General features: G+C 62.2%; 26 protein-coding genes and 2 tRNA genes. 6 read left to right on the top strand and 22 right to left on the bottom strand.

Features of this window, described 5'->3' with window-relative positions:
• Positions 1-31: 31 nt before the first annotated feature.
• Positions 32-107 (bottom strand) — tRNA-Ala (locus tag MFF34_RS20840).
• A gap of 213 nt (positions 108-320) precedes the next feature.
• The gene (gene gltX / locus MFF34_RS20835) at positions 321-1,802 is read right to left on the bottom strand and encodes a glutamate--tRNA ligase (protein ID WP_238216203.1); all 1,482 of its coding nucleotides are present in this window, start codon (positions 1,800-1,802) and stop codon (positions 321-323) included.
• A gap of 143 nt (positions 1,803-1,945) precedes the next feature.
• Here gltX and MFF34_RS20830 point away from each other — a divergent pair, with 143 nt between their 5' ends.
• Together MFF34_RS20830 and MFF34_RS20825 are read left to right on the top strand one after the other, a co-directional pair.
• A complete protein-coding gene (locus tag MFF34_RS20830; RefSeq protein WP_186682014.1) occupies positions 1,946-3,001 on the top strand; it encodes an HlyD family secretion protein in 1,056 nt (351 codons plus the stop codon).
• 49 nt (positions 3,002-3,050) lie between these two features.
• On the top strand, positions 3,051-4,541 hold the full coding sequence (locus MFF34_RS20825) for an MDR family MFS transporter (protein ID WP_177323905.1): 1,491 nt from the start codon (positions 3,051-3,053) through the stop codon (positions 4,539-4,541).
• A gap of 137 nt (positions 4,542-4,678) precedes the next feature.
• Here the strand turns inward: MFF34_RS20825 and uvrB are convergent, their stop codons facing one another.
• Positions 4,679-6,694 (bottom strand): excinuclease ABC subunit UvrB, encoded by a 2,016-nt coding sequence (gene uvrB / locus MFF34_RS20820; protein WP_027596093.1) that lies wholly within the window; start codon positions 6,692-6,694, stop codon positions 4,679-4,681.
• A 287-nt stretch (positions 6,695-6,981) separates the two neighbouring features.
• Between uvrB and MFF34_RS20815 the strand changes: the two genes are divergently transcribed.
• Positions 6,982-8,178, top strand: a complete 1,197-nt coding sequence (locus MFF34_RS20815; protein WP_238216201.1) for an amino acid aminotransferase — start codon at positions 6,982-6,984, stop codon at positions 8,176-8,178.
• Positions 8,179-8,251: 73 nt separating this feature from the next.
• A tRNA-Asn gene (locus tag MFF34_RS20810) sits at positions 8,252-8,327 on the top strand.
• Between the two features lie 156 nt (positions 8,328-8,483).
• Here MFF34_RS20810 and MFF34_RS20805 read toward each other — a convergent pair.
• The 4 genes from MFF34_RS20805 to MFF34_RS20790 form a co-directional block, all read right to left on the bottom strand.
• Positions 8,484-9,044: a DUF1285 domain-containing protein gene (locus tag MFF34_RS20805; protein ID WP_238216199.1), complete on the bottom strand. Its 561-nt coding sequence runs from the start codon at positions 9,042-9,044 to the stop codon at positions 8,484-8,486.
• Positions 9,045-9,054: 10 nt separating this feature from the next.
• Positions 9,055-9,660 (bottom strand): DUF4823 domain-containing protein, encoded by a 606-nt coding sequence (locus MFF34_RS20800; protein ID WP_027596090.1) that lies wholly within the window; start codon positions 9,658-9,660, stop codon positions 9,055-9,057.
• Positions 9,661-9,726: 66 nt separating this feature from the next.
• Positions 9,727-10,695 carry a GTP 3',8-cyclase MoaA gene (locus MFF34_RS20795; RefSeq protein WP_238216197.1) on the bottom strand — a complete coding sequence of 323 codons (969 nt, stop codon included), beginning with the start codon at positions 10,693-10,695 and terminating at the stop codon, positions 9,727-9,729.
• A gap of 96 nt (positions 10,696-10,791) precedes the next feature.
• Positions 10,792-11,427 (bottom strand): TetR/AcrR family transcriptional regulator, encoded by a 636-nt coding sequence (locus MFF34_RS20790; RefSeq protein WP_027596088.1) that lies wholly within the window; start codon positions 11,425-11,427, stop codon positions 10,792-10,794.
• A 72-nt stretch (positions 11,428-11,499) separates the two neighbouring features.
• Here MFF34_RS20790 and MFF34_RS20785 point away from each other — a divergent pair, with 72 nt between their 5' ends.
• A complete protein-coding gene (locus MFF34_RS20785) occupies positions 11,500-12,633 on the top strand; it encodes an aminotransferase class V-fold PLP-dependent enzyme (RefSeq protein ID WP_238216195.1) in 1,134 nt (377 codons plus the stop codon).
• A 222-nt stretch (positions 12,634-12,855) separates the two neighbouring features.
• Here MFF34_RS20785 and MFF34_RS20780 read toward each other — a convergent pair whose 3' ends face one another.
• The 12 genes from MFF34_RS20780 to MFF34_RS20725 form a co-directional block, all read right to left on the bottom strand.
• Positions 12,856-13,641: a TatD family hydrolase gene (locus MFF34_RS20780; RefSeq protein WP_238216193.1), complete on the bottom strand. Its 786-nt coding sequence runs from the start codon at positions 13,639-13,641 to the stop codon at positions 12,856-12,858.
• A 31-nt stretch (positions 13,642-13,672) separates the two neighbouring features.
• Entirely contained in the window at positions 13,673-14,659 is a 987-nt protein-coding gene (locus tag MFF34_RS20775) for a DNA polymerase III subunit delta' (RefSeq protein ID WP_099453311.1), read from the bottom strand.
• Positions 14,652-15,284 (bottom strand): dTMP kinase, encoded by a 633-nt coding sequence (gene tmk, locus MFF34_RS20770; protein WP_099430108.1) that lies wholly within the window; start codon positions 15,282-15,284, stop codon positions 14,652-14,654. Before tmk ends, MFF34_RS20775 begins: the two co-directional genes overlap by 8 nt.
• Before the next feature lie 9 nt (positions 15,285-15,293).
• Positions 15,294-16,496, bottom strand: coding sequence for an endolytic transglycosylase MltG (mltG, locus tag MFF34_RS20765; RefSeq protein ID WP_238216191.1), 1,203 nt, complete (start codon positions 16,494-16,496; stop codon positions 15,294-15,296).
• Positions 16,497-16,500: 4 nt separating this feature from the next.
• Entirely contained in the window at positions 16,501-17,316 is an 816-nt protein-coding gene (gene pabC, locus MFF34_RS20760; RefSeq protein WP_238216190.1) for an aminodeoxychorismate lyase, read from the bottom strand.
• Positions 17,316-18,560, bottom strand: a complete 1,245-nt coding sequence (fabF, locus tag MFF34_RS20755; RefSeq protein ID WP_027596081.1) for a beta-ketoacyl-ACP synthase II — start codon at positions 18,558-18,560, stop codon at positions 17,316-17,318. Before fabF ends, pabC begins: the two co-directional genes overlap by 1 nt.
• Positions 18,561-18,748: 188 nt before the next feature.
• Entirely contained in the window at positions 18,749-18,985 is a 237-nt protein-coding gene (gene acpP / locus MFF34_RS20750) for an acyl carrier protein (protein WP_008096410.1), read from the bottom strand.
• Positions 18,986-19,189: 204 nt separating this feature from the next.
• On the bottom strand, positions 19,190-19,930 hold the full coding sequence (gene fabG / locus MFF34_RS20745) for a 3-oxoacyl-ACP reductase FabG (RefSeq protein ID WP_027596080.1): 741 nt from the start codon (positions 19,928-19,930) through the stop codon (positions 19,190-19,192).
• A gap of 15 nt (positions 19,931-19,945) precedes the next feature.
• Positions 19,946-20,884, bottom strand: a complete 939-nt coding sequence (gene fabD / locus MFF34_RS20740) for an ACP S-malonyltransferase (protein WP_099430111.1) — start codon at positions 20,882-20,884, stop codon at positions 19,946-19,948.
• 126 nt (positions 20,885-21,010) lie between these two features.
• Entirely contained in the window at positions 21,011-22,021 is a 1,011-nt protein-coding gene (plsX, locus tag MFF34_RS20735; RefSeq protein WP_283236627.1) for a phosphate acyltransferase PlsX, read from the bottom strand.
• Between the two features lie 3 nt (positions 22,022-22,024).
• Positions 22,025-22,207, bottom strand: coding sequence for a 50S ribosomal protein L32 (rpmF, locus tag MFF34_RS20730; protein ID WP_003247154.1), 183 nt, complete (start codon positions 22,205-22,207; stop codon positions 22,025-22,027).
• 13 nt (positions 22,208-22,220) lie between these two features.
• Positions 22,221-22,748: a YceD family protein gene (locus tag MFF34_RS20725; RefSeq protein ID WP_027596077.1), complete on the bottom strand. Its 528-nt coding sequence runs from the start codon at positions 22,746-22,748 to the stop codon at positions 22,221-22,223.
• Between the two features lie 96 nt (positions 22,749-22,844).
• On the opposite strand from MFF34_RS20725, the gene MFF34_RS20720 reads away from it, so the two are divergent.
• Positions 22,845-23,423 (top strand): nucleoside triphosphate pyrophosphatase, encoded by a 579-nt coding sequence (locus tag MFF34_RS20720; RefSeq protein ID WP_238216188.1) that lies wholly within the window; start codon positions 22,845-22,847, stop codon positions 23,421-23,423.
• 85 nt (positions 23,424-23,508) lie between these two features.
• Here MFF34_RS20720 and sppA read toward each other — a convergent pair whose 3' ends face one another.
• From sppA to rluC, 3 genes are read right to left on the bottom strand one after another with little or no spacing between them, the layout of a single operon-like run.
• Positions 23,509-24,498, bottom strand: a complete 990-nt coding sequence (gene sppA / locus MFF34_RS20715) for a signal peptide peptidase SppA (protein ID WP_027596075.1) — start codon at positions 24,496-24,498, stop codon at positions 23,509-23,511.
• 23 nt (positions 24,499-24,521) lie between these two features.
• Positions 24,522-25,181 (bottom strand): HAD family hydrolase, encoded by a 660-nt coding sequence (locus tag MFF34_RS20710; protein ID WP_027596074.1) that lies wholly within the window; start codon positions 25,179-25,181, stop codon positions 24,522-24,524.
• A gap of 3 nt (positions 25,182-25,184) precedes the next feature.
• Positions 25,185-26,141, bottom strand: coding sequence for a 23S rRNA pseudouridine(955/2504/2580) synthase RluC (rluC, locus tag MFF34_RS20705; protein WP_027596073.1), 957 nt, complete (start codon positions 26,139-26,141; stop codon positions 25,185-25,187).
• Positions 26,142-26,890: the final 749 nt, after the last annotated feature.

The following is a 26,890-nucleotide window of genomic DNA, read 5'->3' as shown; positions in this document are numbered from 1 at the left end:
TGCTTATCAGCCGTCGCTGCTAAGCGGAATTTGGCGGCGCTAAGCGGGATCGAACCGCTGACCTCCTGCATGCCCTGCAGGCGCTCTCCCAGCTGCGCTATAGCCCCACTATGTCGCTCTGAGCAGAATCGCTGGCTGGGTGCCTGGCGTTTCGTTTCGCTCATCGCTGTGGACGGGGCGCATATTAAGATCGGATTGCACGGCTGTCAAACGAATTTTTGAAAATATTCAAAAGTTTTTTCACAGATAACAATCACTTACCGCCCTGCCCCTTGCAGGCGCAGCCTTGTGCTGCGCCTACATCACTACGGGCTGCTGTGTCAGGCGATGTTCGCCAGCAGCTTTTCCCACTCTTTGTTTTCTTTTTTCGACACACCACCCAGCAAGTCCAGAGCCTGGCGCAAGCGGTAGCGGGTCAGGTCCGGGCCGAGGATTTCCATGGCATCGAGCACCGACACCGAGCTGGCCTGGCCAGTAATGGCGGCGAACATCAGCGGCATGGCGTCACGCAGCTTCAGCTCCAGCGACTCGACCACGGCCTGGATGCAATCGGTGATGCGGTCTTTTTCCCACTGGCGCAGGCTTTCGAGCTTCCACAGGATCAACTGGATGACCTGGCGCACCTGATCAGCCGACAGCTTCTTGCTCTCGAACAGCTTGGCATCGAGCTTCAGCGCGCCCTCGAAGAAGAAGCCACCCAGCGGCGCAACCTGGCTGAAGGTCTCGACCCGGCCTTGAACATGCGGGGCGATCTTCATCATGTAGTCGCTGTTGAACGCCCATTTCTGCAAGCGCGCGGCGAACTGTTCGACCGGCAGCTCGCGCAGCCACTGGCCGTTGAGCCAGGACAGTTTTTCGATGTCGAAAATCGGCCCGCCCAGGGAGATGCGCGACAGGTCGAAGTGCTCGACCATTTCGGCCAGGGAGAACTTCTCGCGCTCGTCCGGCATCGACCAGCCCATGCGGCCGAGGTAGTTGAGCATCGCCTCGGGCATGAAGCCCATGCGCTCGTAGAAGGTGACCGAGGTCGGGTTCTTGCGCTTGGACAGCTTGGACTTGTCCGGGTTACGCAGCAGCGGCATGTAGCACAGCTTGGGCTGCTCCCAGCCGAAGTACTCGTAAAGCTTGATCAGCTTGGGCGCCGACGGCAGCCACTCTTCACCCCGCAGGACGTGAGTGATGCCCATCAGGTGGTCGTCGACCACGTTGGCCAGGAAGTAGGTCGGCAGGCCGTCGTTCTTCATCAGCACCTGCATGTCCATGCGGTCCCATGGGATTTCGACGTCACCGCGCAGCATGTCCGGCACCACGCAGATGCCTTCGCTCGGCACCTTCATGCGGATCACGTGGGGCTCGCCGGCGTCCAGGCGGCGCTGCACTTCTTCAGCGCTCAGCAACAGGGCACGGCCGTCGTAACGCGGGGTCTCGCCACGGGCCATTTGCTCGGCGCGCATCTGCTCCAGCTCTTCAGCGGTGCAGAAGCAGTAGAACGCGTGGCCGGCATCGACCAGTTGCTTGGCGTATTTGGCGTAGATCTCGCCACGCTCGCTCTGCCGGTAAGGGCCGTGCGGGCCACCGACGTCCGGGCCTTCGTTCCACTCGATGCCAAGCCAGCGCAAGGCGTCGAAGATCTGCTGTTCCGACTCGCGGGTGGAGCGCAGTTGGTCGGTATCTTCGATGCGCAGGATGAACTCGCCGCCGTGCTGCTTGGCAAAGCAGTAGTTGAACAGGGCGATGTAGGCGGTGCCGACATGGGGGTCGCCCGTGGGCGATGGCGCGATACGCGTGCGTACGGTGGTCATGGAAGGTCTCGAACGAAAGATGAAACAAAGGCGGGATGTTAGCAGGGAGCAGGCACCCGGCTCCAGCAATGGCGCGAACGACACTTGTCGAATTGCCGTCCGTCGCTGTTAAATTTGTTTACATTTCTGGAACCATAGTCCTCATGCCTGCTCAACTCAAACGCCGCCTGCTGATCTTCTTTGTCGTGGTTGCGGCCATCGCCCTCGCCTTCCTGGCCCACTGGTACTTCAAGGGGCGTTTTTACGAGAGCACCGACAACGCTTACGTTCAGGGCGAAATCACCCGTATTTCCAGCCAACTTGGCGCCCGTATCGAAGATGTACGGGTGCAGGACAACCAGCACGTGGTCAAAGGCGAATTGCTGGTACGCCTGGAAGCCGCCGACTTTCAACTCGCCGTCGAGCGCGCCCGAGCCGCCCTGGCAACCCGTGAAGCGGAACACGTGCAAGCTGAAAGCCGCCTGACGCAACAAGGCAGCTTGATCGCTGCGGGCCAGGCCCAGGTCGCCGCCAACCAGGCCACGCTCAACCGCTCACGTCTGGACCTCAACCGCGCAGAAGCCCTGCGCAAGCCTGGCTTCGTGTCCGAGGAGCGGGTGACTACCCTTTCGGCAGAAAGCCACGTGGCCAGCTCCCAGGTAGACAAGGCCCGCGCTGACCTGCAAAGCCAGCGCCAGCAGGTCAATGCCCTGACTGCCGAGCTCAAACGCCTCGATGCGCAGATCGCCAATGCCCGTGCCGACCTTGCCCAGGCTGAATTGAACCTGACCCGCTGCGAGATCCGCGCCCCGATCAGCGGCACCATCGGCCAACGCAACGCACGCAACGGTCAGGTGGTACAGGCTGGCGCCTATCTGCTGTCGATCGTGCCCGACGAAGACATCTGGGTGCAGGCCAACTTCAAGGAAACCCAGATTGGCCACATGCAACCAGGGCAGCGCGCCGAATTGCTGTTCGACAGCTACCCAGACACCCCCATCGAAGCCCGGGTCAACAGCCTGTTCGCAGCTTCCGGCGCCCAGTTCAGCCTGCTGCCACCGGACAACGCCACCGGTAACTTCACCAAGGTAGTGCAGCGCATCCCGGTGAAGCTGACCTTCAGCGCCGACAACCCGCTGCATGGCCGCATCCGCCCCGGCATGTCGGTCACCGCCACTGTCGATATCCGCACCGAGGATGAAGGTCGCAATGGCCGGTGATCAGTTGCTCCGGCCCACTGCCGAGCCCAGCCGGCGCGACTGGATTGCGGTGATGAGCGTGATGCTCGGCGCCTTCATGGCCGTGCTCGACATCCAGATCACCAACTCGTCGCTGAAGGACATCCAGGGCGCACTTTCCGCGACCTTGGAAGAAGGCTCGTGGATCTCCACCTCCTACTTGGTGGCGGAAATCATCATGATCCCGCTGACCGCCTGGCTGGTGCAGTTGCTGTCCGCCCGACGCCTGGCGGTGTGGGTTTCGGCCGGCTTTTTACTGTCGTCCCTGCTCTGCTCCATGGCCTGGAACCTGGAGAGCATGATCATGTTCCGTGCCCTGCAGGGCTTTACCGGTGGCGCGCTGATCCCCCTGGCCTTCACCCTGACCCTGATCAAGCTACCCGAGCACCACCGCGCCAAGGGCATGGCCATGTTCGCCATGACGGCCACCTTCGCGCCCTCGATCGGCCCGACCCTGGGTGGGTGGCTGACCGAGAACTGGGGCTGGGAGTACATTTTCTACATCAACATCCCGCCAGGCTTGGTGATGATCGCTGGGCTGCTGTACGGGCTGGAGAAAAAAGAGGCGCATTGGGAGCTGCTGAAGAGCACCGACTATGCCGGCATCGTCACGCTCGGCCTGGGGCTGGGCTGCCTGCAGGTCTTTCTCGAGGAAGGCCATCGCAAGGATTGGCTGGAATCGAACCTGATCGTCAGCCTGGGCACCGTCGCCCTGATCAGCCTGATTACCTTTGTCATCCTGCAGTTTTCCAAGCCGCACCCTTTGATCAACCTGCGCATCCTCGGCAACCGCAACTTTGGGCTGTCGAGCATTGCCAGCCTGGGCATGGGGGTCGGGCTGTATGGCTCAATCTATTTGCTGCCGCTGTACCTGGCGCAGATCCAGGGCTACAACGCCCTGCAGATCGGCGAGGTGATCATGTGGATGGGGGTACCGCAGCTGTTTCTGATTCCGCTGGTGCCGCAGCTGATGAAAGTGGTCTCGCCGAAAATACTGTGCGCCTTAGGCTTCTGCCTGTTCGGGGCCGCCAGCTTTGGCTCGGGGGTGCTTAACCCGGACTTTGCGGGGCCGCAGTTCAACCACATCCAGATCATTCGGGCACTGGGGCAACCGATGATCATGGTGACCATTTCGTTGATTGCCACGGCCTATATCCAGCAACAAGATGCTGGCTCGGCATCGAGCCTGTTCAACATTCTGCGCAACCTGGGTGGGGCCATTGGCATTGCCTTGCTGGCCACCTTGCTGGATGCGCGGACCAAGGTGTACTTCGACTACCTGCGCGAATCGGTGGTGCCCAGCAACCCACAGGTGGCAGAGCGCTTGGCGCAACTGGCGGAGCGACTGGGCAGTGAGACGGCGGCGCTTGGCAAGCTGAGTGAGATCACCCATCAGCAGGCGCAGATCATGGCGTACAACGATGCCTTCCACTTTGTCGGCATCGGCTTGGCGGTGAGCATGGTGGCGGTGCTGTTGACGCGCAAGCTGCCGGAGGGGTTGAAGGCTGGGGAGGCTCATTGAGCTGATTTGTTTGTTGCCTGTGCCGGCCTCTTCGCGGGGCAAGCCCGCTCCCACAGATACCTCACTTTTCACAAGGGCAGTGAGGTACCTGTGGGAGCGGGCTTGCCCCGCGAAGAGGCCTAACCGGGAGCAAAGGATCAGCTGGTGATCAGCCGCTCGCGCAACTGGGTAATCTCGTCGCGCATTTGCGCTGCCGCCTCGAACTCCAGGTCCCGGGCAAACTGCATCATCTTCTCTTCCAGCTGTTTGATACGCTTGGTGATCTCGCCCGGCGTGCGCAGCTCGGCTTCGTAGCGGGCGCTCTCCTCCGCGGCCTTGGCCATACCCTTGCGCTTCTTGCTGCGCGAGCCAGGTACGGTAGCGCCTTCCATGATGTCGGTGATGTCCTTGACCACGCCCTTGGGCACGATACCGTTGGCCAGGTTGAAGGCAATCTGCTTCTCCCGGCGCCGCTCGGTCTCGTCGATGGCCCGCTGCATGGAGCCGGTCATCTGGTCGGCGTACAGGATGGCGCGACCATTGAGGTTACGCGCGGCCCGGCCAATGGTCTGGATCAGTGATCGCTCGGAACGCAGGAAGCCTTCCTTGTCGGCATCGAGAATCGCCACCAGCGACACCTCCGGCATGTCCAACCCCTCACGCAGCAGGTTGATGCCCACCAGCACATCGAAGGTGCCCAAGCGCAGGTCGCGGATGATTTCCACCCGCTCGACCGTGTCGATGTCCGAGTGCAGGTAACGCACCCGCACGTCATGGTCGGCCAGGTAATCACTGAGGTCCTCGGCCATGCGTTTGGTCAGCGTGGTCGCCAGCACCCGCTCGCCCGCATCGACACGCTTGCGGATCTCAGACAGCAGATCGTCGACCTGGGTCAACGCCGGGCGTATCTCCACTTGCGGGTCGACCAGGCCGGTAGGCCGCACCACCTGCTCGACCACGCGGCCAGCATGTTCAGCCTCGTAGGGACCGGGGGTTGCCGAAACGAAAATAGTCTGCGGGCTGACCGACTCCCATTCATCGAAGCGCATGGGCCGGTTATCCAGCGCCGAAGGCAGGCGGAAGCCGTACTCCACCAGGGTTTCCTTGCGCGAGCGGTCGCCCTTGTACATGGCGCCAACCTGGGGGACGCTGACGTGCGACTCGTCGATCACCAGCAGCGCATCCGCAGGCAGGTAGTCGTAAAGGGTGGGTGGCGGCGCGCCGGAGGGGCGCCCCGACAGATAGCGCGAGTAGTTTTCGATACCGTTGCAGTAACCCAACTCCAGGATCATCTCCAGGTCGAAACGGGTGCGCTGCTCCAGCCGCTGCGCCTCCACCAGCTTGTTGCCCTTGTGCAGGTATTCGAGGCGGTCCTTGAGCTCTTCCTTGATGCCTTCGACAGCGTCGAGCAGCGTCTCGCGCGGGGTCACGTAGTGGCTCTTGGGGTAGAACGTGAAGCGCGGCAGCTTGCGGAAGACCTCGCCCGTGAGCGGGTCGAAGGCAGCGATATTCTCCACTTCGTCATCGAACAGCTCGATGCGGATGGCTTCAAGGTCGGATTCGGCCGGGAACACGTCGATCACGTCGCCGCGCACGCGGAAGGTGGCGCGGGCGAAATCCATCTCGTTGCGGGTGTACTGCAAGTCAGCGAGGCGGCGCAGCAAGGCGCGCTGGTCGAGTTTGTCGCCGCGGTCCACGTGCAGGACCATCTTCAGGTAGGTCTCGGGGCTGCCCAGGCCATAGATGCACGACACGGTGGTGACGATGATCGCATCGCGCCGCTCCAGCAAGGCCTTGGTCGCCGACAGGCGCATCTGCTCGATGTGGTCGTTGATCGACGCATCTTTCTCGATGAAGGTATCGGACGACGGCACATAGGCTTCGGGCTGATAGTAGTCGTAGTAGGAAACGAAATACTCGACCGCGTTGTTCGGGAAGAACGCCTTGAACTCGCCATACAGCTGCGCCGCCAGGGTCTTGTTCGGCGCCAGCACCAGGGTCGGGCGCTGCACCTGCTGGATGACGTTGGCGATGCTGAAGGTCTTGCCCGAGCCGGTCACGCCGAGCAACGTCTGGTGCGAAAGCCCCGCCTCGATGCCTTCGACCATCTGGCGAATGGCTTCGGGCTGATCGCCGGCCGGCTGGAAACGGGTGACGAGCTGGAACTCGGACATGAGGGACCTCGCGGTGTCGCAGCAACTGTAAATTTAGCCAGTAGTCTATACCCAAATGCGCTCGCTCGGGGCCGGTTTCAAGCCCCAGGTGTGAACGCTTATTGCTGTGGACACGGCAATAAGACCAATGGTCAAAAAATATTTGCGTAAATGGCCGGAAAAGCTGCGCCAGAGTGTCGCAGTGACCGGTCGGTATCACTATACTGACTCCCCGTTTGTGCACCGCTTCAGTGCATTCGGCTGGAGCGTGTACGTCCTATCACTCTCCAATCAGAGCCAAGGTAACAATGAGCCTGTTTTCCGCTGTCGAGCTGGCACCCCGCGACCCTATTCTGGGCCTCAACGAAGCATTCAACGCCGATCCACGTACCGACAAGGTCAACCTGGGCGTGGGCGTCTACTGCAATGAGGAAGGCCGCATTCCGCTGCTGCGCGCCGTGATCGAAGCCGAGACCCAGCGTGCTGCCCAGCATGCCTCGCGCGGCTACTTGCCGATCGACGGTATCGCCACTTACGACCAGGCCGTGCAAAAACTGCTGTTCGGCGCCGAGTCGCCGCTGCTGGCCGCTGGCCGTGTCGTCACCGTGCAAGCCGTTGGCGGCACCGGTGCGCTGAAGATTGGCGCCGACTTCCTCAAGCGCCTGTCGCCCAATGCCGTGGTTGCCATCAGCGACCCAAGCTGGGAAAACCACCGCGCCCTGTTCGAGACCGCAGGCTTCCCGGTACAGAACTACCGCTATTACGACGCACCGAGCAACGACGTCAACCGCGCCGGCATGCTCGAAGACCTGAACAGCCTGCCGGCCGGCTCGATCGTCGTCCTGCACGCCTGCTGCCACAACCCGACCGGCGTCGACCTCACACTGGACGACTGGAAAAACGTCCTGGAAGTGGTCAAGGCCAAGGGCCATGTGCCATTCCTCGACATGGCCTACCAGGGCTTTGGTGACGGCATCGCCGAAGACGCCTTCGCCGTGCGCCTGTTCGCCGAGTCGGGCCTGGACTTCTTTGTTTCCAGCTCGTTCTCCAAGTCGTTCTCGCTGTATGGCGAGCGCGTCGGCGCCCTGTCGATCGTGACCGGCTCCAAGGACGAAAGCACCCGCGTGCTGTCCCAGGTCAAGCGCGTGATCCGCACCACCTACTCCAACCCGCCGACCCATGGCGCGACCATCGTCGCCACCGTGCTCAACAACGACGAGCTGCGTCAGATGTGGGAAGCGGAACTGGGCGAAATGCGCCAGCGCATCCACGGCATGCGCAAGCAGATGGTCGAGCTGCTGGCCACCTACGGTGCCCAGCGCGACTTCAGCTTCGTCGGCCGCCAAGTGGGCATGTTCTCTTACTCGGGCCTGACCGTCGAGCAAGTGGCACGCCTGAAGAACGAGTTCGGCATCTACGCGCTGGACACTGGCCGCATTGCCGTCGCCGCACTGAATCAAAGCAACATCCACGTGGTCACCAAGGCCATCGTCGAAGTGCTGTAACTGCTTGATTCGGTTCTGATTTACCAGGGGGAAGCTTGACTTCCCTTTGGTGATCAGTAAGATATGCGCAGATTCCGCGATAGCTCAGTCGGTAGAGCAAATGACTGTTAATCATTGGGTCCCTGGTTCGAGTCCAGGTCGCGGAGCCAAACACTGAAAAGCCCCCGGGTGCGCAAGCAACCGGGGGCTTTTTCGTTGTACGGCTGGAATGCTGCAGCGCCTGGCAGACCGAGCGCCGCGCAGGCGGCGCTCGGTCTTATTGACACCGCCATACTCAAGGCATGCGCATGCCAGCCACACAGGTCTCAGCCGGTACGCCCGATCGGATAGAACTCACCCCGGCTCCATACCCCAAGCCACTCCTCACCCTCGATAATGCGCGGCACCGCCAGCTCGACCAGTTGGTAGAACACATTGCGATGAATCAGCGCCTCAAGGTTGCTGCGCATCAGCACGTAGGGAGATGGCTCTTGCGTGACAGGATCGAGCTCGACCCGCAATGGGTTATCCGGCCCCGCCTCGACCTGGTCGTCGACATTGCTGGTGAAGCGCAACACTTGCTGCTCGCCCTCGCCCTGCACCTCCAGAGTAACCGCGACAAAGGGCGCATCGTCGACACGGATACCGACCTTCTCCACCGGGGTTATCAGGAAGTAGTCATCGCCGTCGCGGCGGATGATCGTGGAAAACAACCGCACCATCGGCTTGCGCCCGATCGGCGTGCCCAGGTAATACCAGGTACCGTCGCGGGCGATGCGCATGTCGATGTCGCCGCAGAAGTCCGGGTTCCACAGGTGCACGGGCGGCAAACCCTTCGCCTTGGGGATTTGCGCCAGAAGGTCATTGGCCTTGCCGGAATCGCTCATCACGCTTGCCTCATTCGCTCATGCCCAGAAGGCTCCGAGCGTACTCGCGCATCGGCGCGGCAAGCAAATCTTCCGGCGTATTGTCGTGGAACGTCAACAAACCGCCACGGCTTTTGATGCGTGCGGTGTCGATCAAGTAGCGGGTATTGGTTTCGATCAGCATCATCTGCACCACCCCAGTGTCCCAGCCGAGGCGGTCGACAGCCTGCTCGTCATACCATTCGTCGCCGTTGCCGATGCGGTCATCGGTACGTGCGAAACGGGTGTACAGCACGTAGTCCGCGCCCACCGAGCGAGCCTGGGCGATCGCGTCCTCCAAGCCGAGCGGGCCTTGGGCGCGGCGTACCAGCGGGAAATACTCGACGAAGCTCTTGAAGGCCTGGTCGGCAACCACGTTCTGGTGCGGTACCGGCCCTTTGCCGGGCGGCACAAAGGCACCTTGGCCAATGAAGATGAACGAATCGGGCTGCAGGCGGATCGACAGGGTCCTGCGGGTATCGCTGTGGTCGAGTAGACCGGCGTCGCTCATGTGGTAACGGACGCCCTCGCCCATATCGCTGACATTCATGCAGCCGCCCAACGCCATCAGCGCCAGCAGCAAGACCAGGCTACGCATCTTTCCTCCAGTGGCCGGCGACGAAAAACCGGCGAATAGCCGGCGGATGCAGCTTTTGCGCCAGACTTAGCCGCCAATCACCTTCATCACCGTAACACCCCCGGAAAACGCCACATCCTGCTTGTCTGCCAGGGCTTTGACCAGCAGCCGCTGCAAGGCAGGAAGCGCTTGATGACGCGGCTTTTCCAGCAGATCGCCGACAAAGTGGCGGTTGCTCGACGACAGGCAGCCATGCAGCCAACCCGTCGATGACAAACGTAGCCGCGAGCAACCGCGGCAAAACGGCACGCTTTCGTTGGCAATTACGCCGAAATGGCCTTTACCCGGGATCTGGTAACGCAGGGCCGTAGCATCCACCGGCACATCGACCTGCTCGAATGCATGCTCGGTACCAATCAACCCGAGCACCTGGTCGAGGCCCACGAACTGCTGCAAAAATGCGTTGCGATCACTGGCCAGGTGGCCCATGCGCATGAGCTCGATGAAGCGCAGCTCGAAACCCCGCTCGAGGCAGTAATCCAGCATCGGCAACACCTGGTCGAGGTTTTGCCCACGCATCGGCACCATGTTCACTTTGATGCGCATGCCCTGCTCGCTGGCGCGCTGCATGCCTGCCAGCACACTGGCCAGGTCGCCACCGCGGGCGATGCGGCGAAACGCCAGCGGGTCGAGGGTATCGAGGGAAACATTCAAGCGGCGGATGCCGGCGGCATGAAGCGCTGGCAGCTTGCGCGCGAGCAACTGGCCATTGGTGGTCAGCGAGATATCGTCGAGGGGAAGTTTGGCAATGGCAGCCAGAAAGCCGTCCAGGCGGGGGCTGACCAGCGGCTCGCCACCAGTAATGCGTAAACGCTCGATACCCGCGGCCTCGATAAGGTAAGCAACGCCCCGCGCCAGGGCTTGCGCCGACAGCTCGTCCTGCGCCGCCACCAGGCGTTTGCCAGTGGGCACGCAGTAAGTGCACGCGTAGTTACAGGCAGCCGTCAGGCTGACACGCAGGTTGCGAAAACGCCTGCCTTGACGATCGACGATCATGGATGACTCCAGCATGGATGAAGCGGGGCTGGCAAAACCTGACTCATAAATCAGGTTTTTGCAAGCACCTTGTTCATGCTGGAGCCACCGGACCGGTCAGTGGGTGGGTTCCGGGTCGCGTTTGCGCTTGTTGCCCATGCGTACGCCGATGTCCATGAGGAACTGGAAGAAACCTTCCTGATCTTCCAGCACATTGCTCCAGAACGGCGAGTGGTACAGCGCCACGGCGCCATGTACCAACGCCCAGGCTGCGCAGTAGTGGAAGTACGGCGGTACGTCTTCGAGCTTGCCTTCGCTGATACGGCCCTTGATCAACTGGGTGAGGCGATCGAAGTTGGAGGCGCGGATGCTGTGCAACTGCTCGACCATCTCCGGCACCTGATTACCCTTGACCACCTTTTCTTCCAGGCGGTCGAACAGGCGATAGCGTTGCGGGTCGCGCATGCGGAACTCGAAGTAGGCGCGCGACAGGGCTTCCTTGTCACGGTCGACGTCGGCCGAATGCAACAGCTCGTTCAAATCACGCTCGTAGTCGAGCATCAGGCGCAGGTAGATCTCCGCCTTGGACTTGAAGTGCTTGTAGATCGTGCCTTTGCCGATACCTACCGCGTCAGCGATCATCTCGACGGTGACACTGTCTTCACCCTGTTCGAGAAACAGCTTGAGCGCGGTATCGAGGATTTCCTGTTCGCGACGGCGAAACTCACGGACCTTACGAGGTTCTTTCTGCATAGGAAGGACTGGATGACAATCGAAGCGGTTTATTATGCCTAACTTGCGGGAAATTGCACGGATCATCCAACCATGTCTATGTTTCACGATGAGTTCGACCATGCCCCCGGGCTGCGCTACCTGAACCACGCCGCCATCGCCCCCTGGCCACGCCGGGCTGCCGAGGCAGTGGCCCGCTTCGCCCGCGACAACGTTTGCCTAGGTGCCAGCGAGTACCCATCCTGGCTGGCCACCGAGCGACGCCTGCGCGGGCGGCTGGCGCGGCTTATTCATGCGCCCTCGTCTGGCGATATCGCCTTGGTGAAGAACACCTCCGAAGGGCTGTCGCTAGTCGCCTTTGGGCTAGACTGGGCAACGGGCGACCAGGTGGTGATCAGCGACGAGGAGTTCCCGTCCAACCGCGTGGTGTGGGAGGCGTTGGCCGACCGTGGCGTGCAGGTGATCGAAGCCAGCCTGGCCGGCCCAGACCCCGAAGCCACCTTGCTGACAGCCTGCGGCCCGCGCACCCGGCTATTGGCGGTCAGTGCGGTGCAGTTCGGCAGCGGCCTGCGCCTGGACCTGGCCCGTCTGGGTGAAGGTTGCCGGGCGCGTAATGTACTGTTCTGCGTCGATGCCATTCAGCAGGTAGGCGCCCTGCCCTTCGACGTGCAACGCATTCAGTGTGATTTTGCCGTGGCCGATGGCCATAAGTGGATGCTCGGCCCTGAGGGGCTGGGGATGTTCTATTGCCGCGCCGCGCTACGCCCGCAACTTGAACTCAATGCCTATGGCTGGCACATGCTGGAACACCTGGGCGACTTCGACCGACGCCAATGGCAGCCCGCTCACAGCGCGCGGCGTTTCGAGTGTGGCAGCCCGAACATGCTCGGCGCCCATGCGCTGGAGGCAAGCCTGTCGCTGCTGGAGGAGGTCGGTATCGGCACGGTCGCGCAGCAATTGCAGCAGCGCGTGGCCCAGCTGTATGAAGGCTTGGCTTCAGTGCCCGATGTTGTGCTGCACACCCCGGCTCACCCAGACAGGCGGGCGGGCATCGTCACATTCAGTATCAAAGGGCAGGCCAGCGCGCAAATCTACAAGGCGTTGATGGCCGAGCGCACAATTTGCGCCTTGCGCGGCGGCAGTGTGCGATTTTCACCGCATTTCTATACCAGTGAGCAGCTGATCGACGAAACTGTTCAGCAGGTGCGGCGCCTGGCCATGCACTGAGAGTGCAACGGAACGCGGGCGTATTCCAAATCTGTTTAAAAAACGACCAACAGCCACTGGCACTGCGCCAAACCTGACCAATACTTGAAGTGTTGGCGCGGCGCATCCCCCCCAAGTGGCGCGCCGATAAAGGTGCTCAGGGACCGCGTACCTTTGTTTTACTCCTAATGGTCTTAACCCGGATTCCCTCCCCCAGAACCCGGGTTTTTTTTGCCTGTCGCGCTACCCGGCCACGCGAGCCAGCGGGAACAACCGCTTGAAGTTGGCGGTGGTCTGCTCCGCCAACTGCTCATAACTGGCCCCTCGCAACGAGGCGACGTATTCGGCCACCTCACGCACATACTGCGGCAGGTTAGGCTTGCCCCGGTGCGGAATCGGTGCCAGGTACGGCGAATCGGTCTCCACCAGCAGGCGGTCGACAGGCACCTGGCGCGCCACCTCACGCAAGGCATCGGCATTGCGGAAGGTGACGATGCCCGACAACGAGATGTAGTAGCCCAGGTCCAGCGCCGCCTTGGCCATGTCCCAGTCTTCGGTGAAGCAGTGCAGCACACCGGCCTGGGGCAGGTTCGCCTCGCGCAGCAGCGCCAGGGTGTCGGCCCGCGCAGCACGGGTATGCACGATCACCGGCTTGCCGGTCTGGCGCGAGGCCTCCAAGTGCAGGCGAAACGATGCCTGCTGCAACTCGGCGGCTTCCGGCTCGTAGTGGTAGTCCAGGCCAGTTTCACCGATCGCCACCACATGCGGATGCGCCAACTCACGCAACAGCCACTCCAACGCCGGGGTTTCGCCCGGTGCCAGGTCGAGCGGGTGCACCCCCACCGAACAATCGACATCGGCGTACCGTTCAGTCAGCGCTTTGACCGCACCAGCGTTCTCGGCGCTGACGCCAATGCACAGGAAGTGCCCCACCCCGCGCTCTCGCGCGGCTTGCAGAGCGGCATCGAGGGAGCCCTGGTGGGCGCTCAGGTCAAGACGGTCAAGGTGGCAATGGGAATCTACGAGCATGGGATAACGGCACACATGAAAAAAGGGAAAGTCAGCGGGCGCCTGGCAACTGCTGCCAGTGCGCCAGCAGCGCTTCGAGCAGCAGGGCGCGGTTCAGGTTAGCCTTGCCCAGCACCTTCTGGCGCTGTTCCAGGATCCACGCCTGCACCTGAAGCACGTTGGCCTGGCGGCTTTTTTGCGCCAGGTACTGCACAACCTTGCGCATATCGGCCAAGCCTAACCCTTCTTCGTCCTGGGTCAACTGATAGCGCAGGATCAGGTGCGACCAGTCGCAGAACCAGTCGAACAACAGCAACAACGGTACGCCATTCCAAGCCTCTGCCAACTGACTGGGCGATTGCTGCTGCTTGAGCAGTTTCTTCACCCCGTCGGTGACCAGCGCACGCTGCTCGCGCACGCCCTGCGCCTGCAAGCTCACCGCCATCAATGGCGAACCAGCGGCCAGGGTCAGCAACTCATCGCGCTCGGCTTCATCGCTGTCGGCCAGCGCATGGGCAAGCCAGGCTTGGCTCTGGGCCAGGCTGGGCTGCGGGCAAGCGACCTGCTGGCAACGGCTCTTGATGGTCGGCAACAGGCGACTGGGCTGGTGCGTGACCAACAGCAGAACGGTGTCGCCGGAGGGCTCTTCAAGGCTTTTGAGCAGGGCGTTGGAAGCGTTGATGTTCATTGCCTCGACCGGCTCGATCAACACGACTTTGCGCCCACCCAACTGCGCAGTCTGCACCACGAAAGCCACCAACTCGCGCACCTGGTCGACCTTGATCGGCTTGTCGGCCTCTTCGGGCTCCAGTACGTAGTTGTCCGGGTGGCTACCGGCCTTGAGCAGCAAGCAGGACTTGCAGCTACCGCAAGCATCCAAACCCTGCGGCTGCTGACACAGCAGGCGCGCCATCAGCCGCTCGGCCAGGGCCCGCTTGCCAATGCCTTGCGGCCCATGCAGCAAATAGGCGTGGGCGTGCTGGCTGCGACCGGCTAGCTGCTGCCAGATGGCCTGCTGCCAGGGGTAGGCTTCAGCCACGGCAACGCTCCAGAATACCCGGTAGCAGCGCATCGATGGCGCGCTGCACGGCCTCCAGCGGTTGCGCGGCGTCCAGCAGGCTATAGCGCTGCGGCTCACGATGGGCACGCTGCAGGTAGGCTTGGCGCACGGCCTCGAAGAACGCCTGGCCTTCCTGCTCGAAACGGTCCAGGCGGCCACGCGCTGCAGCGCGGGCGAGGCCGACTTCGACCGGCAGGTCGAATACGAGTGTCAGGTCAGGGCGCAGGTCGCCCTGGACGAATTGCTCCAAGGTGGCGATACGCTCGACGGATAACCCGCGACCACCACCCTGATAGGCGTAGGTGGCATCGGTAAACCGGTCACATAACACCACGGCGCCGCGGGCCAGCGCAGGACGGATCACCTGCGCCAGGTGCTGGGCGCGCGCAGCGAACACCAGCAACAGCTCGGTATCGGCCGCCATGGTTTCATCGCTGGGTGCCAGCAACAGTTCACGCACCTTCTCGGCCAGCGGCGTACCGCCCGGCTCGCGGGTCAGCAACACATCCAGGCCTTGCTCGCGCAGGCGCGCCGCCAGGTATTCACGGTTGGTGCTTTTGCCCGCGCCTTCGGGGCCTTCCAGAGTAATAAACAAGCCGCTCACAGGCAGTCCTTAATGTTGTTCGTCGGGCGCCGGCGCAGTGGCCGGTGCATCGACGGGGGCAGGGTCGCTGGCCGGGGCAGCATCCTGCGCGGGCGCCTCATCGGGCTCAGGCTGCGCAGTCGGCTGGTCCACTGCGGGCGCCTCGGGCTCCACGGCCTCCCCCGCACCCGGCTGGGCCTGCGGAGCCGGGCTGGAGCGGTAATCCGCCCGCCGCTTGAGCTGGAACTCGCGCACCGCCGAGTTGTGATCGTCCAGGTCGTCGGAGAACACGTGGCTGCCATCGCCGCGAGCGACGAAATACAAGCTGGTGCCATCGGACGGATTGAGCGCAGCGTGAATCGCCTCACGGCCGACCATGGCGATAGGCGTCGGCGGCAGGCCGGTAATGGTGTAGGTGTTATAGGGCGTTGGCTCACGCAGGTCGGCGCGGGTAATTTTGCCGTTGTAGCGCTCGCCCATGCCATAGATCACTGTCGGGTCGGTCTGCAGCATCATGCCCAGGCGCAAGCGCCGCACGAACACGCCGGCAATCTGCCCACGCTCTTGCGGGATGCCGGTTTCCTTCTCCACCAGCGAGGCCATGATCAGCGCCTGGTAGGGGTCGCGATAAGGCAGGTCGGTGGTGCGTTCCGACCACTCTTTGGCCAGCACTTCGTCCAGGCGCATGTAGGCTTGCTGCAACAATTCGATGTCGCTCATGCCACGCACGAAACGATAGGTGTCCGGGAAGAAGCGGCCTTCAGGGAACACCCCAGTGTGGCCAAGCTTGTCCATGACCTCGGCGTCGGTCAGGCCGTCCAGCGTGTGCTTGAGCTTTTCGTGCTTGGCGATCGCCGAGCGCACCTGGCGGAAGGTCCAGCCTTCGACCAGGGTCAGGTTGTACTGCACGACATCGCCGCGGCGCCACGCATCGAACAACTGCTCGACCGTCATGCCCGGGGTCAGGCGGTACTCACCGGTGTGCAGGGGCGTACCGGCCATGTTGAAGCGCCAGTAAAGCCGCAGCCAAAAGGCGTCATCGAGCAACCCCTCGCTCTGCATGCGGTAGAACATGCGGTTGGGGTTGGTGCCATTGGGCACATCGAGCAGGCGCTCCTGCGTCACGTGCAAGGGCTGCTCCAGGACCGAGTTGACCTTCCAGGCCGACCAGCCGAATGCCAGGCCAGCCAGGATCAACCCCATTTCCAGCAGCAGCAGGAATTTGCGTCTCACGAATTCAGGTATCCAGTAACGTACGGGCAACGGCCTGCAGTTTACGGGTGAGTGGGCCTGGCGACCAGTTCAGCGCGGCAATTCCCCGTACGGGCCAGATCCCATAGACACTGTTGCAAACGAATACTTCATCCGCCTGCTGCAGTTCATCGAATGCCAGGTCACGAACCTGGACGGGAATGGCCAGCGCCTGGGCCTGCTGCAACAACGCGGCACGCATCACCCCAGCCACGCCGCATCGGCTGAGGTCTGCGGTCAGTAGCACGCCGTCACGCACCAGGAAAAGATTGCTGTACACCCCTTCGACCACCCTGCCCTGCCCATCTCGCATGAGGCCTTCGGCATGCTCGCTGTCCTGCCATTCGGCACGCGCCAGCACCTGCTCCAGGCGATTGAGGTGTTTGAGCCCGGCCAGCAGCGGTTGTTCCCCAAGCCGGGTCTGGCACGGGAACAAACGCACGCCACGCTCGGCATGCTCGGCAGGATAGCTGGGCAGTGGGCTGCCCTGAAGGATGCGCCGTGGCGCGGCACCGGCAACCGGGGCATAGCCGCGCTGGCTGTCGCCACGGGTCAGGATGAGTTTGGCGACGCCATCACCGAGCTGGTTGGCGTAACGCAGGAGCTCGTCTTCAACCAACGCCAGGTCGACGTCGATTGCCAGGCGCTGGCAACCCAGCGCCAAGCGTGCGAGGTGGCCCGCCAGCAAACTGGGCCGGCCACCGCGCACGGCGATGGTCTCGAACAGACCATCGCCGTATGCCAGGCCGCGGTTTTGCAGGTTGACTGCATCCGCCGGCTGGCCGTCGACCCAGCTGTGCATCAACCGGCGAACCGGCGGAACACCAGCGAGCCGTTGGTGCCACCAAAGCCGAACGAGTTGGACAGCACCACATCGATCGGCATGCTGCGCGCCTGGTGCGGCACGAAGTCCAGGTCACACCCTTCGTCCGGCTCGTCCAGGTTGATGGTCGGCGGCGCCATCTGGCTGTTGATCGCCAGCACACTGAAGATCGCCTCCACCGCGCCGGCAGCACCCAGCAGGTGGCCTGTCATCGACTTGGTCGAGCTGACCGCGAGCTTGTAGGCATGCTCACCGAACACACGCTTGATCGCCGCCACTTCGGCGATATCGCCGGCCGGGGTCGAAGTGCCGTGGGCGTTGATGTAGCTGACCTCTTCAGGCTGGATACCCGCATCGCGCAAGGCATTGGCCATGCAACGGGCAGCGCCTTCGCCGGTATCGGGTGGCGAGGTCATGTGGTAAGCGTCGCCGCTCATGCCGAAACCGACCAGCTCAGCATAAATGGTCGCGCCACGGGCCTTGGCGTGCTCGAGCTCTTCGAGCACCAGGGCACCGGCACCGTCAGACAGCACGAAACCATCACGGCCTTTGTCCCAAGGACGGCTGGCACGGCTTGGCTCATCGTTGCGGGTCGACAGCGCACGCGAAGCACCGAAGCCGCCCATGCCCAAGCCGCAGGCGGCCATTTCGGCGCCACCGGCGATCATCACGTCGGCTTCACCGTACGCGATGTTGCGCGCGGCCATGCCGATGCAGTGGGTGCCCGTGGTGCAGGCGGTGGCAATGGCGTAGTTCGGGCCCTGCAACCCCAGGTGGATCGACAGGAAACCGGAGATCATGTTGATGATCGAACCCGGCACGAAGAACGGCGAAATACGCCGCGGGCCCTGCTCGTGCAGGGTCCGGCTGGTTTCTTCGATGTTGGTCAGGCCACCAATGCCCGAACCCATGGCCACGCCAATGCGTTCACGGTTGCTGTCGTTGACCTCCAGGCCCGCATTACGCACGGCCTGGAACCCGGCCGCCAGGCCGTACTGGATGAACAGGTCAAGTTTGCGGGCCTCTTTAGCCGACAGGTACTGTTCGACCTCAAAGCCTTTCACCGAGCCGCCGAAACGGGTGGAGTAGGCAGACAGGTCCGTATGCTCGATCGGACCGATGCCACTGCGGCCAGCCAGAATGCCCTGCCAGGTGCTCGGTACATCGGTACCCAGTGGCGACAGCATACCCATACCGGTGACCACGACGCGTCTACGCGACACAGTACTCTCCTTTTCTAATAACAGAGTCTCTTGGCATTGCATTCATACGATGGAATGGAATGACAACAGGCTCTCGGTGCGCGGTGAACGATACCCTTGAGCTAAAGGCAGGGGGCTCGCAAAGAAAAAACCGCACGCCAGCAAAGGCAGTGCGGTTTTTCCCGACAAGAAGCGTCGACTACTGCGTCTTAGGCCTTGTGGCTGTTGACGTAGTCGATAGCGGCTTGAACGGTAGTGATCTTCTCGGCTTCTTCGTCAGGAATCTCGGTCTCGAATTCCTCTTCCAGAGCCATCACCAGCTCAACGGTGTCAAGCGAATCGGCACCCAGGTCATCGACGAAGGACTTCTCGTTGGTCACTTCCTCTTCCTTGACGCCCAGTTGCTCGGCGACGATTTTCTTGACGCGTTCTTCGATGGTGCTCATACCTAGTTTTCACTCCTAATGGACATATGTCAGGCAGCTGGCCGGTGACCAATTTTATAGAAAGACGTTCGCTTTTCAAGCTAAACGCACCTTCGGATTAGTCACCGCACCCGCTGCCTGGAATCTGGTTGCAGCTTTATAACGGATTTTAGGCTCGCAGTATGACTCTTTTTTTACGAAATCCGTCACATTGAGTTGCAGTTGTTACATGTACATCCCGCCGTTGACCGGCACAGTAGCGCCGGTTACATAGGCTGCGCCGTCGGAGGCCAGGAAGGAAACCACCTTGGCGATTTCCTCGGCCTGGCCCAGGCGGCCCAGCGGAATCTGGGTCTGCAGGGCTTCGCGCTGCGCTTCTGGCAGCTCGCGAGTCATGTCGGTGTCGATGAAGCCCGGGGTCACCGAGTTGACGGTGATACCACGCGAGCCCACTTCACGCGCCAGGGCGCGGCTGAAGCCTTCGAGGCCGGCCTTGGCCGCCGCGTAGTTGGCCTGGCCGGCGTTACCCATGGCACCGACAACCGAGCCGATGCTGATGATACGACCCCAACGCGCCTTGGTCATGCCGCGCAGCACGCCCTTGGACAGACGGTAGAGGCTGTTCAGGTTGGTGTCGATCACATCGAACCACTCGTCGTCCTTCATGCGCAGCATGAGGTTGTCGCGGGTGATGCCGGCGTTGTTGACCAGGATGGTCGGCGCACCAAACTGTGCGCTGATGGCACCCAGCACCGCTTCCACGGACTCGGCGCTGGTCACGTTCAGCTCCATGCCGGTGCCGGCGATGCCGTGCTCTTTGAGGGTGGCGGCAATGCGCTCGGCGCCGGAAGCCGACGTGGCGGTGCCGATCACGGTCGCGCCCTGGCGGCCCAGTTCGAGGGCAATGGCCTGGCCGATGCCACGGCTAGCGCCGGTGACCAGTGCAACTTTACCTTGCAGGCTCATGCAAGCTTCTCCAATTCAGGCCAGCGCCGCACGGGTGGCGGCGACGGCGTCAGGGGTATTGAGGTTGTAGGTGGTGACACCGTCGGCGCAACGCTTGTTGAGGCCGGCGAGGACTTTGCCCGGGCCGCACTCGACCAGGTTGACCGCGCCATTGGCGGCCAGGGTCTGCACGCACTCGACCCAGCGCACAGGCTGGTAAAGCTGTGCCAGCAGGTCATGCTTGAGCGCATCGAGGTCGGCGGCGATAGCGGCGGTGACGTTCTGCACCACCGGGATCTGCGGGGCCTTCCATTCAATGGCGTTGACCGATTCGGCAAAACGCTCGGCAGCCGGCTTCATCAAGGCGCAGTGCGACGGCACGCTGACCGCCAGCGGCAGGGCGCGCTTGGCACCGGCCTCTTTGCACAGCGCCATGGCACGGTCCACGGCAGCCTTGTTGCCCGCGATCACGACCTGGCCTGGCGAGTTGAAGTTCACCGCGCTGACCACTTCATCTTCGGCGGCCTTGGCACAGATATCGACCACCACGGCGTCGTCCAGGCCGAGAATCGCAGCCATGGCGCCGTGACCGGCAGGCACGGCCTCCTGCATCAGTTCGCCACGGCGCTTGACCAGCTTCACTGCATCTTTGAGCGACAGGCTGCCAGCGGCAACCAAGGCGCTGTATTCACCCAAGCTGTGGCCGGAAACGAACGCCGGCTGCGCGCCGCCCTCTTCCAGCCACAGGCGCCACAGGGCGATCGAGGCAGTGAGGATGGCCGGCTGGGTCTTGTCGGTTTGGTTGAGTTGTTCTTCCGGGCCTTCCTGGACCAGCTTCCACAGGTCATAGCCCAGAGCCTCGGAGGCCTCCTTGAAGGTCTCAACGATCACCGGCTTTTCGGCGCCCAATTCTTTGAGCATGCCGAGCGACTGGGAACCTTGACCGGGAAAGACGAATGCGAGGGATGCAGACATTGAACAAGCCCTTATGATCTTGTCGTCGGATAGGGTGCGCCGGGCATCAGCCTGACGCGGAATCTGAAAACTTGGATGGAGACGCGGACCAAGCGGTCACATTTAAGCACTTCATCGGCGAATTGCCTAAGGCAACAGGTCTTCAAGGCGGCCATGCAGCCGCTGCGGCAGGTTTTCCTGAATCTCGATCAGCGCCCGCTGAATCGCACTCTGAAAGCCCTGCACCCCTGCCGAACCGTGACTCTTGATGACGATCCCCTGCAAACCCAGGAAACTCGCACCGTTGTGCCGCGCCGGTGCCAGGTCGGCCTGCAGGCGCTTGAGCAATGGCATGGCCAGCGCGCCGGCGGCGCGCGACAACACGCCACCCTTGAACAGCTTCTCGGTGCGCGCAGCGATCATCGTCGCCAGGCCCTCGCTGGATTTGAGCAGGATGTTGCCGACAAAACCGTCACACACCACCACGTCAGCCTCGCCGCGATACAGGCCATCGCCTTCGACGAAGCCCACATAGTTAAGCCCACGGGCGTTCTGCAGCAAGGTGGCCGCCAGCTTGACCTGCTGGTTGCCTTTGATGTCCTCGGTGCCGATATTCAACAGCGCCACGCGCGGCCGATGCACACCCAGCGCCTGGGCGGCCACCGAGCCCATCACGGCGAACTGGAAGAGGTTCTCGGCACTGCAATCGACATTGGCGCCCAGGTCGAGCAACTGGCAGTACCCCGCCTGGGTCGGGATCGCCGCCACCATGGCTGGCCGATCGATACCCGGCAGGGTTTTGAGCACGAAACGCGACAACGCCATCAGCGCCCCAGTATTGCCGGCACTCACGCAGGCCTGGGCCTTGCCGTCACGCACCAGTTCGAGCGCAATGCGCATCGACGAATCCGGTTTGCCACGCAACGCCTGGGATGGCCGTTCGTCCATACCAATCACCTCGCTGGCCGCGACAATCTGCAGGCGCGCGCGATCCGCCGCCGCAAGGCCGCTGACAAGATCTTCAAGGAGGGAGGGTTGACCGACGAGGGTCAGGTGCAGCGAGGGAGTAGCCGAAAGGCAGGCAATGCTAGCCTGGACAATGCTGCGGGGACCGAAGTCCCCGCCCATTGCGTCGATCGCGATGATCTGAGCGGACAAGGATTACTCGTCAGCGCCCTTGTCGACCACTTTGCGACCACGGTATACGCCTTCTGGCGATACGTGGTGGCGCAGGTGAACTTCACCGGTGGTTTTCTCTACCGACAGCGCGTTTTCCGACAGGGCGTCGTGCGAACGGCGCATGTCACGGGCAGAGCGGGATTTTTTGTTCTGCTGAACAGCCATAATTGATTAACTCCTAAACGTTTGGGTCACGCTTTAACTGCGCCAAAACACTGAACGGGTTGGACCGCGATACCTCGTCCTTGCTCGAATCGGGCTCGTCTGCGCCCGCCGGCTGCTGGCATTCTTCCGGATGATGAGCAGGCACGATTGGCAAGGCGAGCAGAAGCTCCTCCTCGACCAGCGCCTGCAGATCCAATGGATCTTCGCCCAGTTCCAGCACGTCATAGCCTTTCGGCAACGACTGGGTATTCGCACCCTCCTTCACCACGGCGTAAGTACATTCGCTGTGGATCGGCAGGGTGACCAGCTCAAGACAACGCTGGCAAACCATCTTGACCTCGACGTCGAGCTCGCTGTGGATAACCACCACGTGCTGTTCATCTCGTTCAAAATTTAACTTCGCCTGCACCGTACCGACATTGTCGGAAAGCGGGTCGCAGAGTCTTTCCAAATCAGCGAGTTGCAGCGAACCGTTAAGGGTTACGCCACGATCGGCTAATTTGCGCGGGTCAACGTGAGGTGGAATCGGGTCATTCAACATAGGCGCAGCATTCTAGGGATGCCCCCCGCACCTGTCAAAGGAAATTAGGCGGCATGTTGCATGTTAGAATTTGGTTCAACTGACCAGGAGTCTACCATGCTTCCCTTATTACTGGCTTCCAGCTCCCCTTATCGACGCGAACTGCTCGCCCGCCTGCGCCTGCCATTCACCTGCGCAAGCCCCGATATAGACGAGCAGCGGCTGGGTGACGAGCCTGCCGTGGAGCTGGTACGGCGCCTGGCCAGGCAAAAGGCTGAGGCACTGGCAGCCACCCACCCAGGGCACCTGATCATCGGCTCTGATCAGGTCGCTGTACTGGGCGAGCAGATTCTGGGCAAGCCACACACCTTTGCCCGCGCCTGCGAGCAACTGCTGGAGGCGAGTGGGCAGCAGGTGACCTTTCTGACCGGGCTGGCACTGCTGAACAGCGCCACGGGGCACTGCCAGGTCGATTGCGTGCCCTTTACCGTCACCATGCGTGAATTGGACAGCAAACGGGTCGAGCGCTACGTGACGGCAGAGCAGCCACTGGATTGCGCCGGGAGCTTCAAGGCGGAGGGACTGGGGGTGAGCCTGTTCCAAAGCACGCACGGGTGCGATGCAACCAGCCTGGTGGGGCTGCCGCTGATTCGGCTGGTGGATATGCTGATGAAGGAAGGGGTGGAGATACCTTAGGCTCAACATTTGTGGCGCCTGTGAGATCGAGCGCCGCCCGCGCGGCGCTTGATCTCACAGGCACCAAAACTGTTACGGCGAACCCTCAACGCAACGACGGCCCCTGGAACCCCATGTACATCGCCAGATGCTCCGCCACGCTGGCGCCCAGCCGCTTCGAGAAGCGATCAAACGGCGATTCCTCGACCGTGAAATCCACCAATTCCTTTTCGCCGACAATCTCCCGCGCGACATAGCTGGCACTGCCCAGGCCGTCCACCAGGCCCAGCGCTTTGGCCTGCTCGCCAGTCCAGATCAGGCCACTGAACAGCTCCGGGTGCTCTTTGTCTTTCAGGCGGTCACCCCGCCCCTGTTTGACCATGGCGATGAACTGCTGGTGCGTGGTGTTCAGCACACCCTGCCAGAACGCCCGCTCTTCCGGCTTTTCTGGCGAGAACGGGTCCAGGAAGGCCTTGTGCTCGCCTGCCGTGTAGGTACGCCGCTCGACCCCAAGCTTCTCCATCGACCCGACAAACCCGTAACCCGCTGCCGTCACCCCGATGGAGCCGACCAGGCTAGCCTTGTCGGCATAGATCTCGTCCGCCGCACTGGCAATGTAGTAAGCACCGGAAGCGCCCAGGTCGGTAATTACCGCATACAGTTTGATGGCCGGGTACTCGGCACGCAGGCGACGAATCTCGTCATAGACATAACCCGCCTGCACCGGGCTGCCACCTGGGCTGTTGATGCGCAGCACCACCGCCTTGGTCTTGGCGTCCTTGAACGCCTCACGCAGGCTCTTGACGAGGTTATCGGCACTGGCAGCCTCCTGGTCGGCGATCACGCCTCGCACTTCGATCAGCGCTGTATGGCTGGCACTGCGCGAAGCCGCCTTGTCCATGTCCATCAGCGGCGTGAACAGCACCAGCATGCCGAACAGGTAGACGAAGGTCAGCAGCTTGAAGAAGATCCCCCAGCGCCGTGCGCGACGCTGCTCCTGGACGCCCGCCAGCAGGGTCTTCTCCAACAGCTTCCAGCTCTTGCGCTCTTCGCGCTCCTCGGGTTCGGACTCAGGGGCTTTCCATTCGTCTGCCATGCTTACCTGCCTTGGGCGTGAAATTACGCGGAACGGCCCAGCCACTCACGCAACTGGGAAAAATGATCGATGCACAGCTGCGGGCCGAATTCGGCCAATGCCTGCAACGACATCGCGCCATACCCGACAGCCACCGAATGCATGCCAGCATTGCTGGCCATCTGCAGGTCGAACGCCGAATCGCCAACCATCAGCGCACGTCCTGGTTCGACACCACAATGGCCGAGAATTTCCTCGAGCATCAGCGGGTGCGGCTTGCCACGGGTCTCGTCGGCAGCACGGGTAATGTCGAAGAACTGCTCCCAGCCATTGGCCTTGAGCACCCGATCCAAGCCGCGACGCGCCTTGCCGGTCGCCACCGCCAGTCGGTAACCCTCGGCACGGAAGGCATCCAGCGATTCGACCACGCCCTCGAACAACGGCGAGGGCTGCTGATCGAGCGCCATGTAGATGTCGGCATAGTGCTGCCGGAAGCGCTCGAGCGCTGCCGGCGTCAGGTGCGGGTACAGGGTATGGATCGCCTCGCCCAGGGCCAGGCCGATGATGCCCTTGACCGCCTCTTCGTGGCTTGGCGCCTCACCGGCACGCTCAGCGGCGGCATTCATGGCCTCGACGATGCGGCCGATGGAATCGGCCAGCGTGCCATCCCAGTCGAAAATCAGCAGTTCATACGGCTTTTTCATAGCTCAGGACGCACTCAAACGCTCAACCGTCTTAGCCCACACCTCATCCACCGGCGCCTCGAGCTTGAGCTCACCGCCGTCAGGCAGCGGCACAGTCAGGGCGTAGGCATGCAGGAACAAGCGCTTGCCGCCCAGCTCGCGGATTTCGCGGCTGAAGTCTTCATCGCCGTACTTGCTGTCGCCTGCGATCATGTGCCCAGCATGCAAGGTGTGCACACGAATCTGGTGAGTACGACCGGTGATCGGGCGCGCCTCGACAATGGTCGCGAACTCGCCAAAACGGCGCAGCACGCGGAACAGGGTCAGCGCTTCCTTGCCCTCGTCATTGACCTCGACCATACGCTCGCCAGAACGCAGGTTGCTCTTGAGCAACGGTGCGTTGACCTGCTTCTTGGCGGTCGGCCAATGGCCGCGCACCAAGGCCATGTAGCGCTTGTCGACACCGTCGCCGCGCAACGCGGCATGCAGGTGGCGCAGCATGCTGCGCTTCTTGGCGATCATCAGCAGGCCGGACGTGTCGCGGTCCAGGCGGTGCACCAGTTCAAGTTCCTTGGCGTCCGGGCGCAGTTGGCGAAGCGCCTCGATCACACCGAAGCTCAGGCCACTGCCGCCATGCACGGCGATACCGGCCGGCTTGTTCATCACAATCAGCGCTTTGTCTTCATAGACAATCGCCGCTTCCAGGCGCTGCAACAGGCCTTGCGCCACCGGCGCAGGCGCATCACGCTCGGGCAAGCGGACGGGCGGCACCCGCACGATATCGCCGGCCTGAATCTTGTACTCAGGCTTGACGCGCCCCTTGTTGACCCGCACTTCACCCTTACGCAGGATGCGGTAGACAAGCGTCTTGGGCACGCCCTTGAGGGCCGTGATGAGGAAATTGTCGATGCGTTGGCCGGCAAGCTCCGGCGCGACTTCGATCAGCTGAACGCCGGAAGTCGGAGGGGTATTGGTCGTCATCAAGGGATCATAACAATTTTTTATGGAATTGAAGCACTTAATCATTGCTGCTATAGTCGCGAACGCCGCCAAAAGCGGCAGGCCAGCGGCACCAGGCTCTTCGCCGGTCCCTGACCTTCGCAATTCTCCAGGACGCGAGGCCGTCCTACGGGGTTTTCGCCAGTTTACCGAATTGCCTGGAATCGCCACCAGCGCTGTGTAGAGAAGACCGAAAAAAAACGACAAGTGCGGTGTTTCACCTGCTTACCCGATTCTTTTCGCTGCACCTCTGCCCGCCTCGTCGCTTCCACGCAACGCACGGCGAATGCTTCGGAAATACCTGCCTTGGACATGAATGGCGCCAGCGCGGAACCCGCGCTGGCGAAAAATGCAACCCGTTGCGGATTCAGCGCGCGGCAGCACCCGAATTATCAGGGATACGTGCAGGGTGGAGATGCACAGCCCTCGGACCGTGTAGCACCGCGTCCGGCCACCGGCCCACTGACATGGGCGGCGAGCGGATAAGGTCCTGAAACAGATGCCTCCGGGCGTCCACGGCTGAAGGTTGATTCCTCCTCCTGACTGAGTGCACTTGGCCCGCTGGGTTGATTCGGATACCTATTCGAAAGCCACAAGGGCCTGGTAGGCACCGCAGCAAACAGGACGCGTCGTCGTGACAACGGCAGGCTGGGCAACCGGCTGGTGCCGAACGTCGCTCGACACGGGGGTGGCCCCGCCACCCTTTGCGCACCTTGGCACCGACCATGAGA

Origin of the sequence: Pseudomonas sp. PAGU 2196, assembly GCF_022179005.1 — a bacterium.
Classification (GTDB): Bacteria; Pseudomonadota; Gammaproteobacteria; order Pseudomonadales; family Pseudomonadaceae; genus Aquipseudomonas; species Aquipseudomonas kermanshahensis.
Note: the sequence above shows the minus strand (reverse complement) of the source record. Positions and strands in the feature narration are given on the sequence as shown.

Excerpts from the sequence above, each read along its gene's own strand:
- MFF34_RS20800 (WP_027596090.1), bottom strand. The coding sequence starts at position 9,660 with ATGCGTAGCCTGGTCTTGCTGCTGGCGCTGATGGCGTTGGGCGGCTGC.
- acpP (WP_008096410.1), bottom strand. The coding sequence starts at position 18,985 with ATGAGCACCATCGAAGAACGCGTCAAGAAAATCGTCGCCGAGCAACTG.
- uvrB (WP_027596093.1), bottom strand. The coding sequence starts at position 6,694 with ATGTCCGAGTTCCAGCTCGTCACCCGTTTCCAGCCGGCCGGCGATCAG.
- MFF34_RS20790 (WP_027596088.1), bottom strand. The coding sequence starts at position 11,427 with ATGCAGAAAGAACCTCGTAAGGTCCGTGAGTTTCGCCGTCGCGAACAG.
- rluC (WP_027596073.1), bottom strand. The coding sequence starts at position 26,141 with ATGACGACCAATACCCCTCCGACTTCCGGCGTTCAGCTGATCGAAGTC.
- pabC (WP_238216190.1), bottom strand. The coding sequence starts at position 17,316 with ATGCACAGCTGGGTCGACGGCCAGCCGGCGGATGCAGTCAACCTGCAA.
- MFF34_RS20780 (WP_238216193.1), bottom strand. The coding sequence starts at position 13,641 with ATGCTCGTAGATTCCCATTGCCACCTTGACCGTCTTGACCTGAGCGCC.
- MFF34_RS20830 (WP_186682014.1), top strand. The coding sequence starts at position 1,946 with ATGCCTGCTCAACTCAAACGCCGCCTGCTGATCTTCTTTGTCGTGGTT.
- MFF34_RS20785 (WP_238216195.1), top strand. The coding sequence starts at position 11,500 with ATGTCTATGTTTCACGATGAGTTCGACCATGCCCCCGGGCTGCGCTAC.
- MFF34_RS20725 (WP_027596077.1), bottom strand. The coding sequence starts at position 22,748 with ATGTTGAATGACCCGATTCCACCTCACGTTGACCCGCGCAAATTAGCC.
- fabG (WP_027596080.1), bottom strand. The coding sequence starts at position 19,930 with ATGAGCCTGCAAGGTAAAGTTGCACTGGTCACCGGCGCTAGCCGTGGC.
- MFF34_RS20720 (WP_238216188.1), top strand. The coding sequence starts at position 22,845 with ATGCTTCCCTTATTACTGGCTTCCAGCTCCCCTTATCGACGCGAACTG.
- MFF34_RS20805 (WP_238216199.1), bottom strand. The coding sequence starts at position 9,044 with ATGAGCGATTCCGGCAAGGCCAATGACCTTCTGGCGCAAATCCCCAAG.
- sppA (WP_027596075.1), bottom strand. The coding sequence starts at position 24,498 with ATGGCAGACGAATGGAAAGCCCCTGAGTCCGAACCCGAGGAGCGCGAA.
- rpmF (WP_003247154.1), bottom strand. The coding sequence starts at position 22,207 with ATGGCTGTTCAGCAGAACAAAAAATCCCGCTCTGCCCGTGACATGCGC.
- MFF34_RS20710 (WP_027596074.1), bottom strand. The coding sequence starts at position 25,181 with ATGAAAAAGCCGTATGAACTGCTGATTTTCGACTGGGATGGCACGCTG.
- fabD (WP_099430111.1), bottom strand. The coding sequence starts at position 20,884 with ATGTCTGCATCCCTCGCATTCGTCTTTCCCGGTCAAGGTTCCCAGTCG.
- MFF34_RS20795 (WP_238216197.1), bottom strand. The coding sequence starts at position 10,695 with ATGATCGTCGATCGTCAAGGCAGGCGTTTTCGCAACCTGCGTGTCAGC.
- MFF34_RS20815 (WP_238216201.1), top strand. The coding sequence starts at position 6,982 with ATGAGCCTGTTTTCCGCTGTCGAGCTGGCACCCCGCGACCCTATTCTG.
- gltX (WP_238216203.1), bottom strand. The coding sequence starts at position 1,802 with ATGACCACCGTACGCACGCGTATCGCGCCATCGCCCACGGGCGACCCC.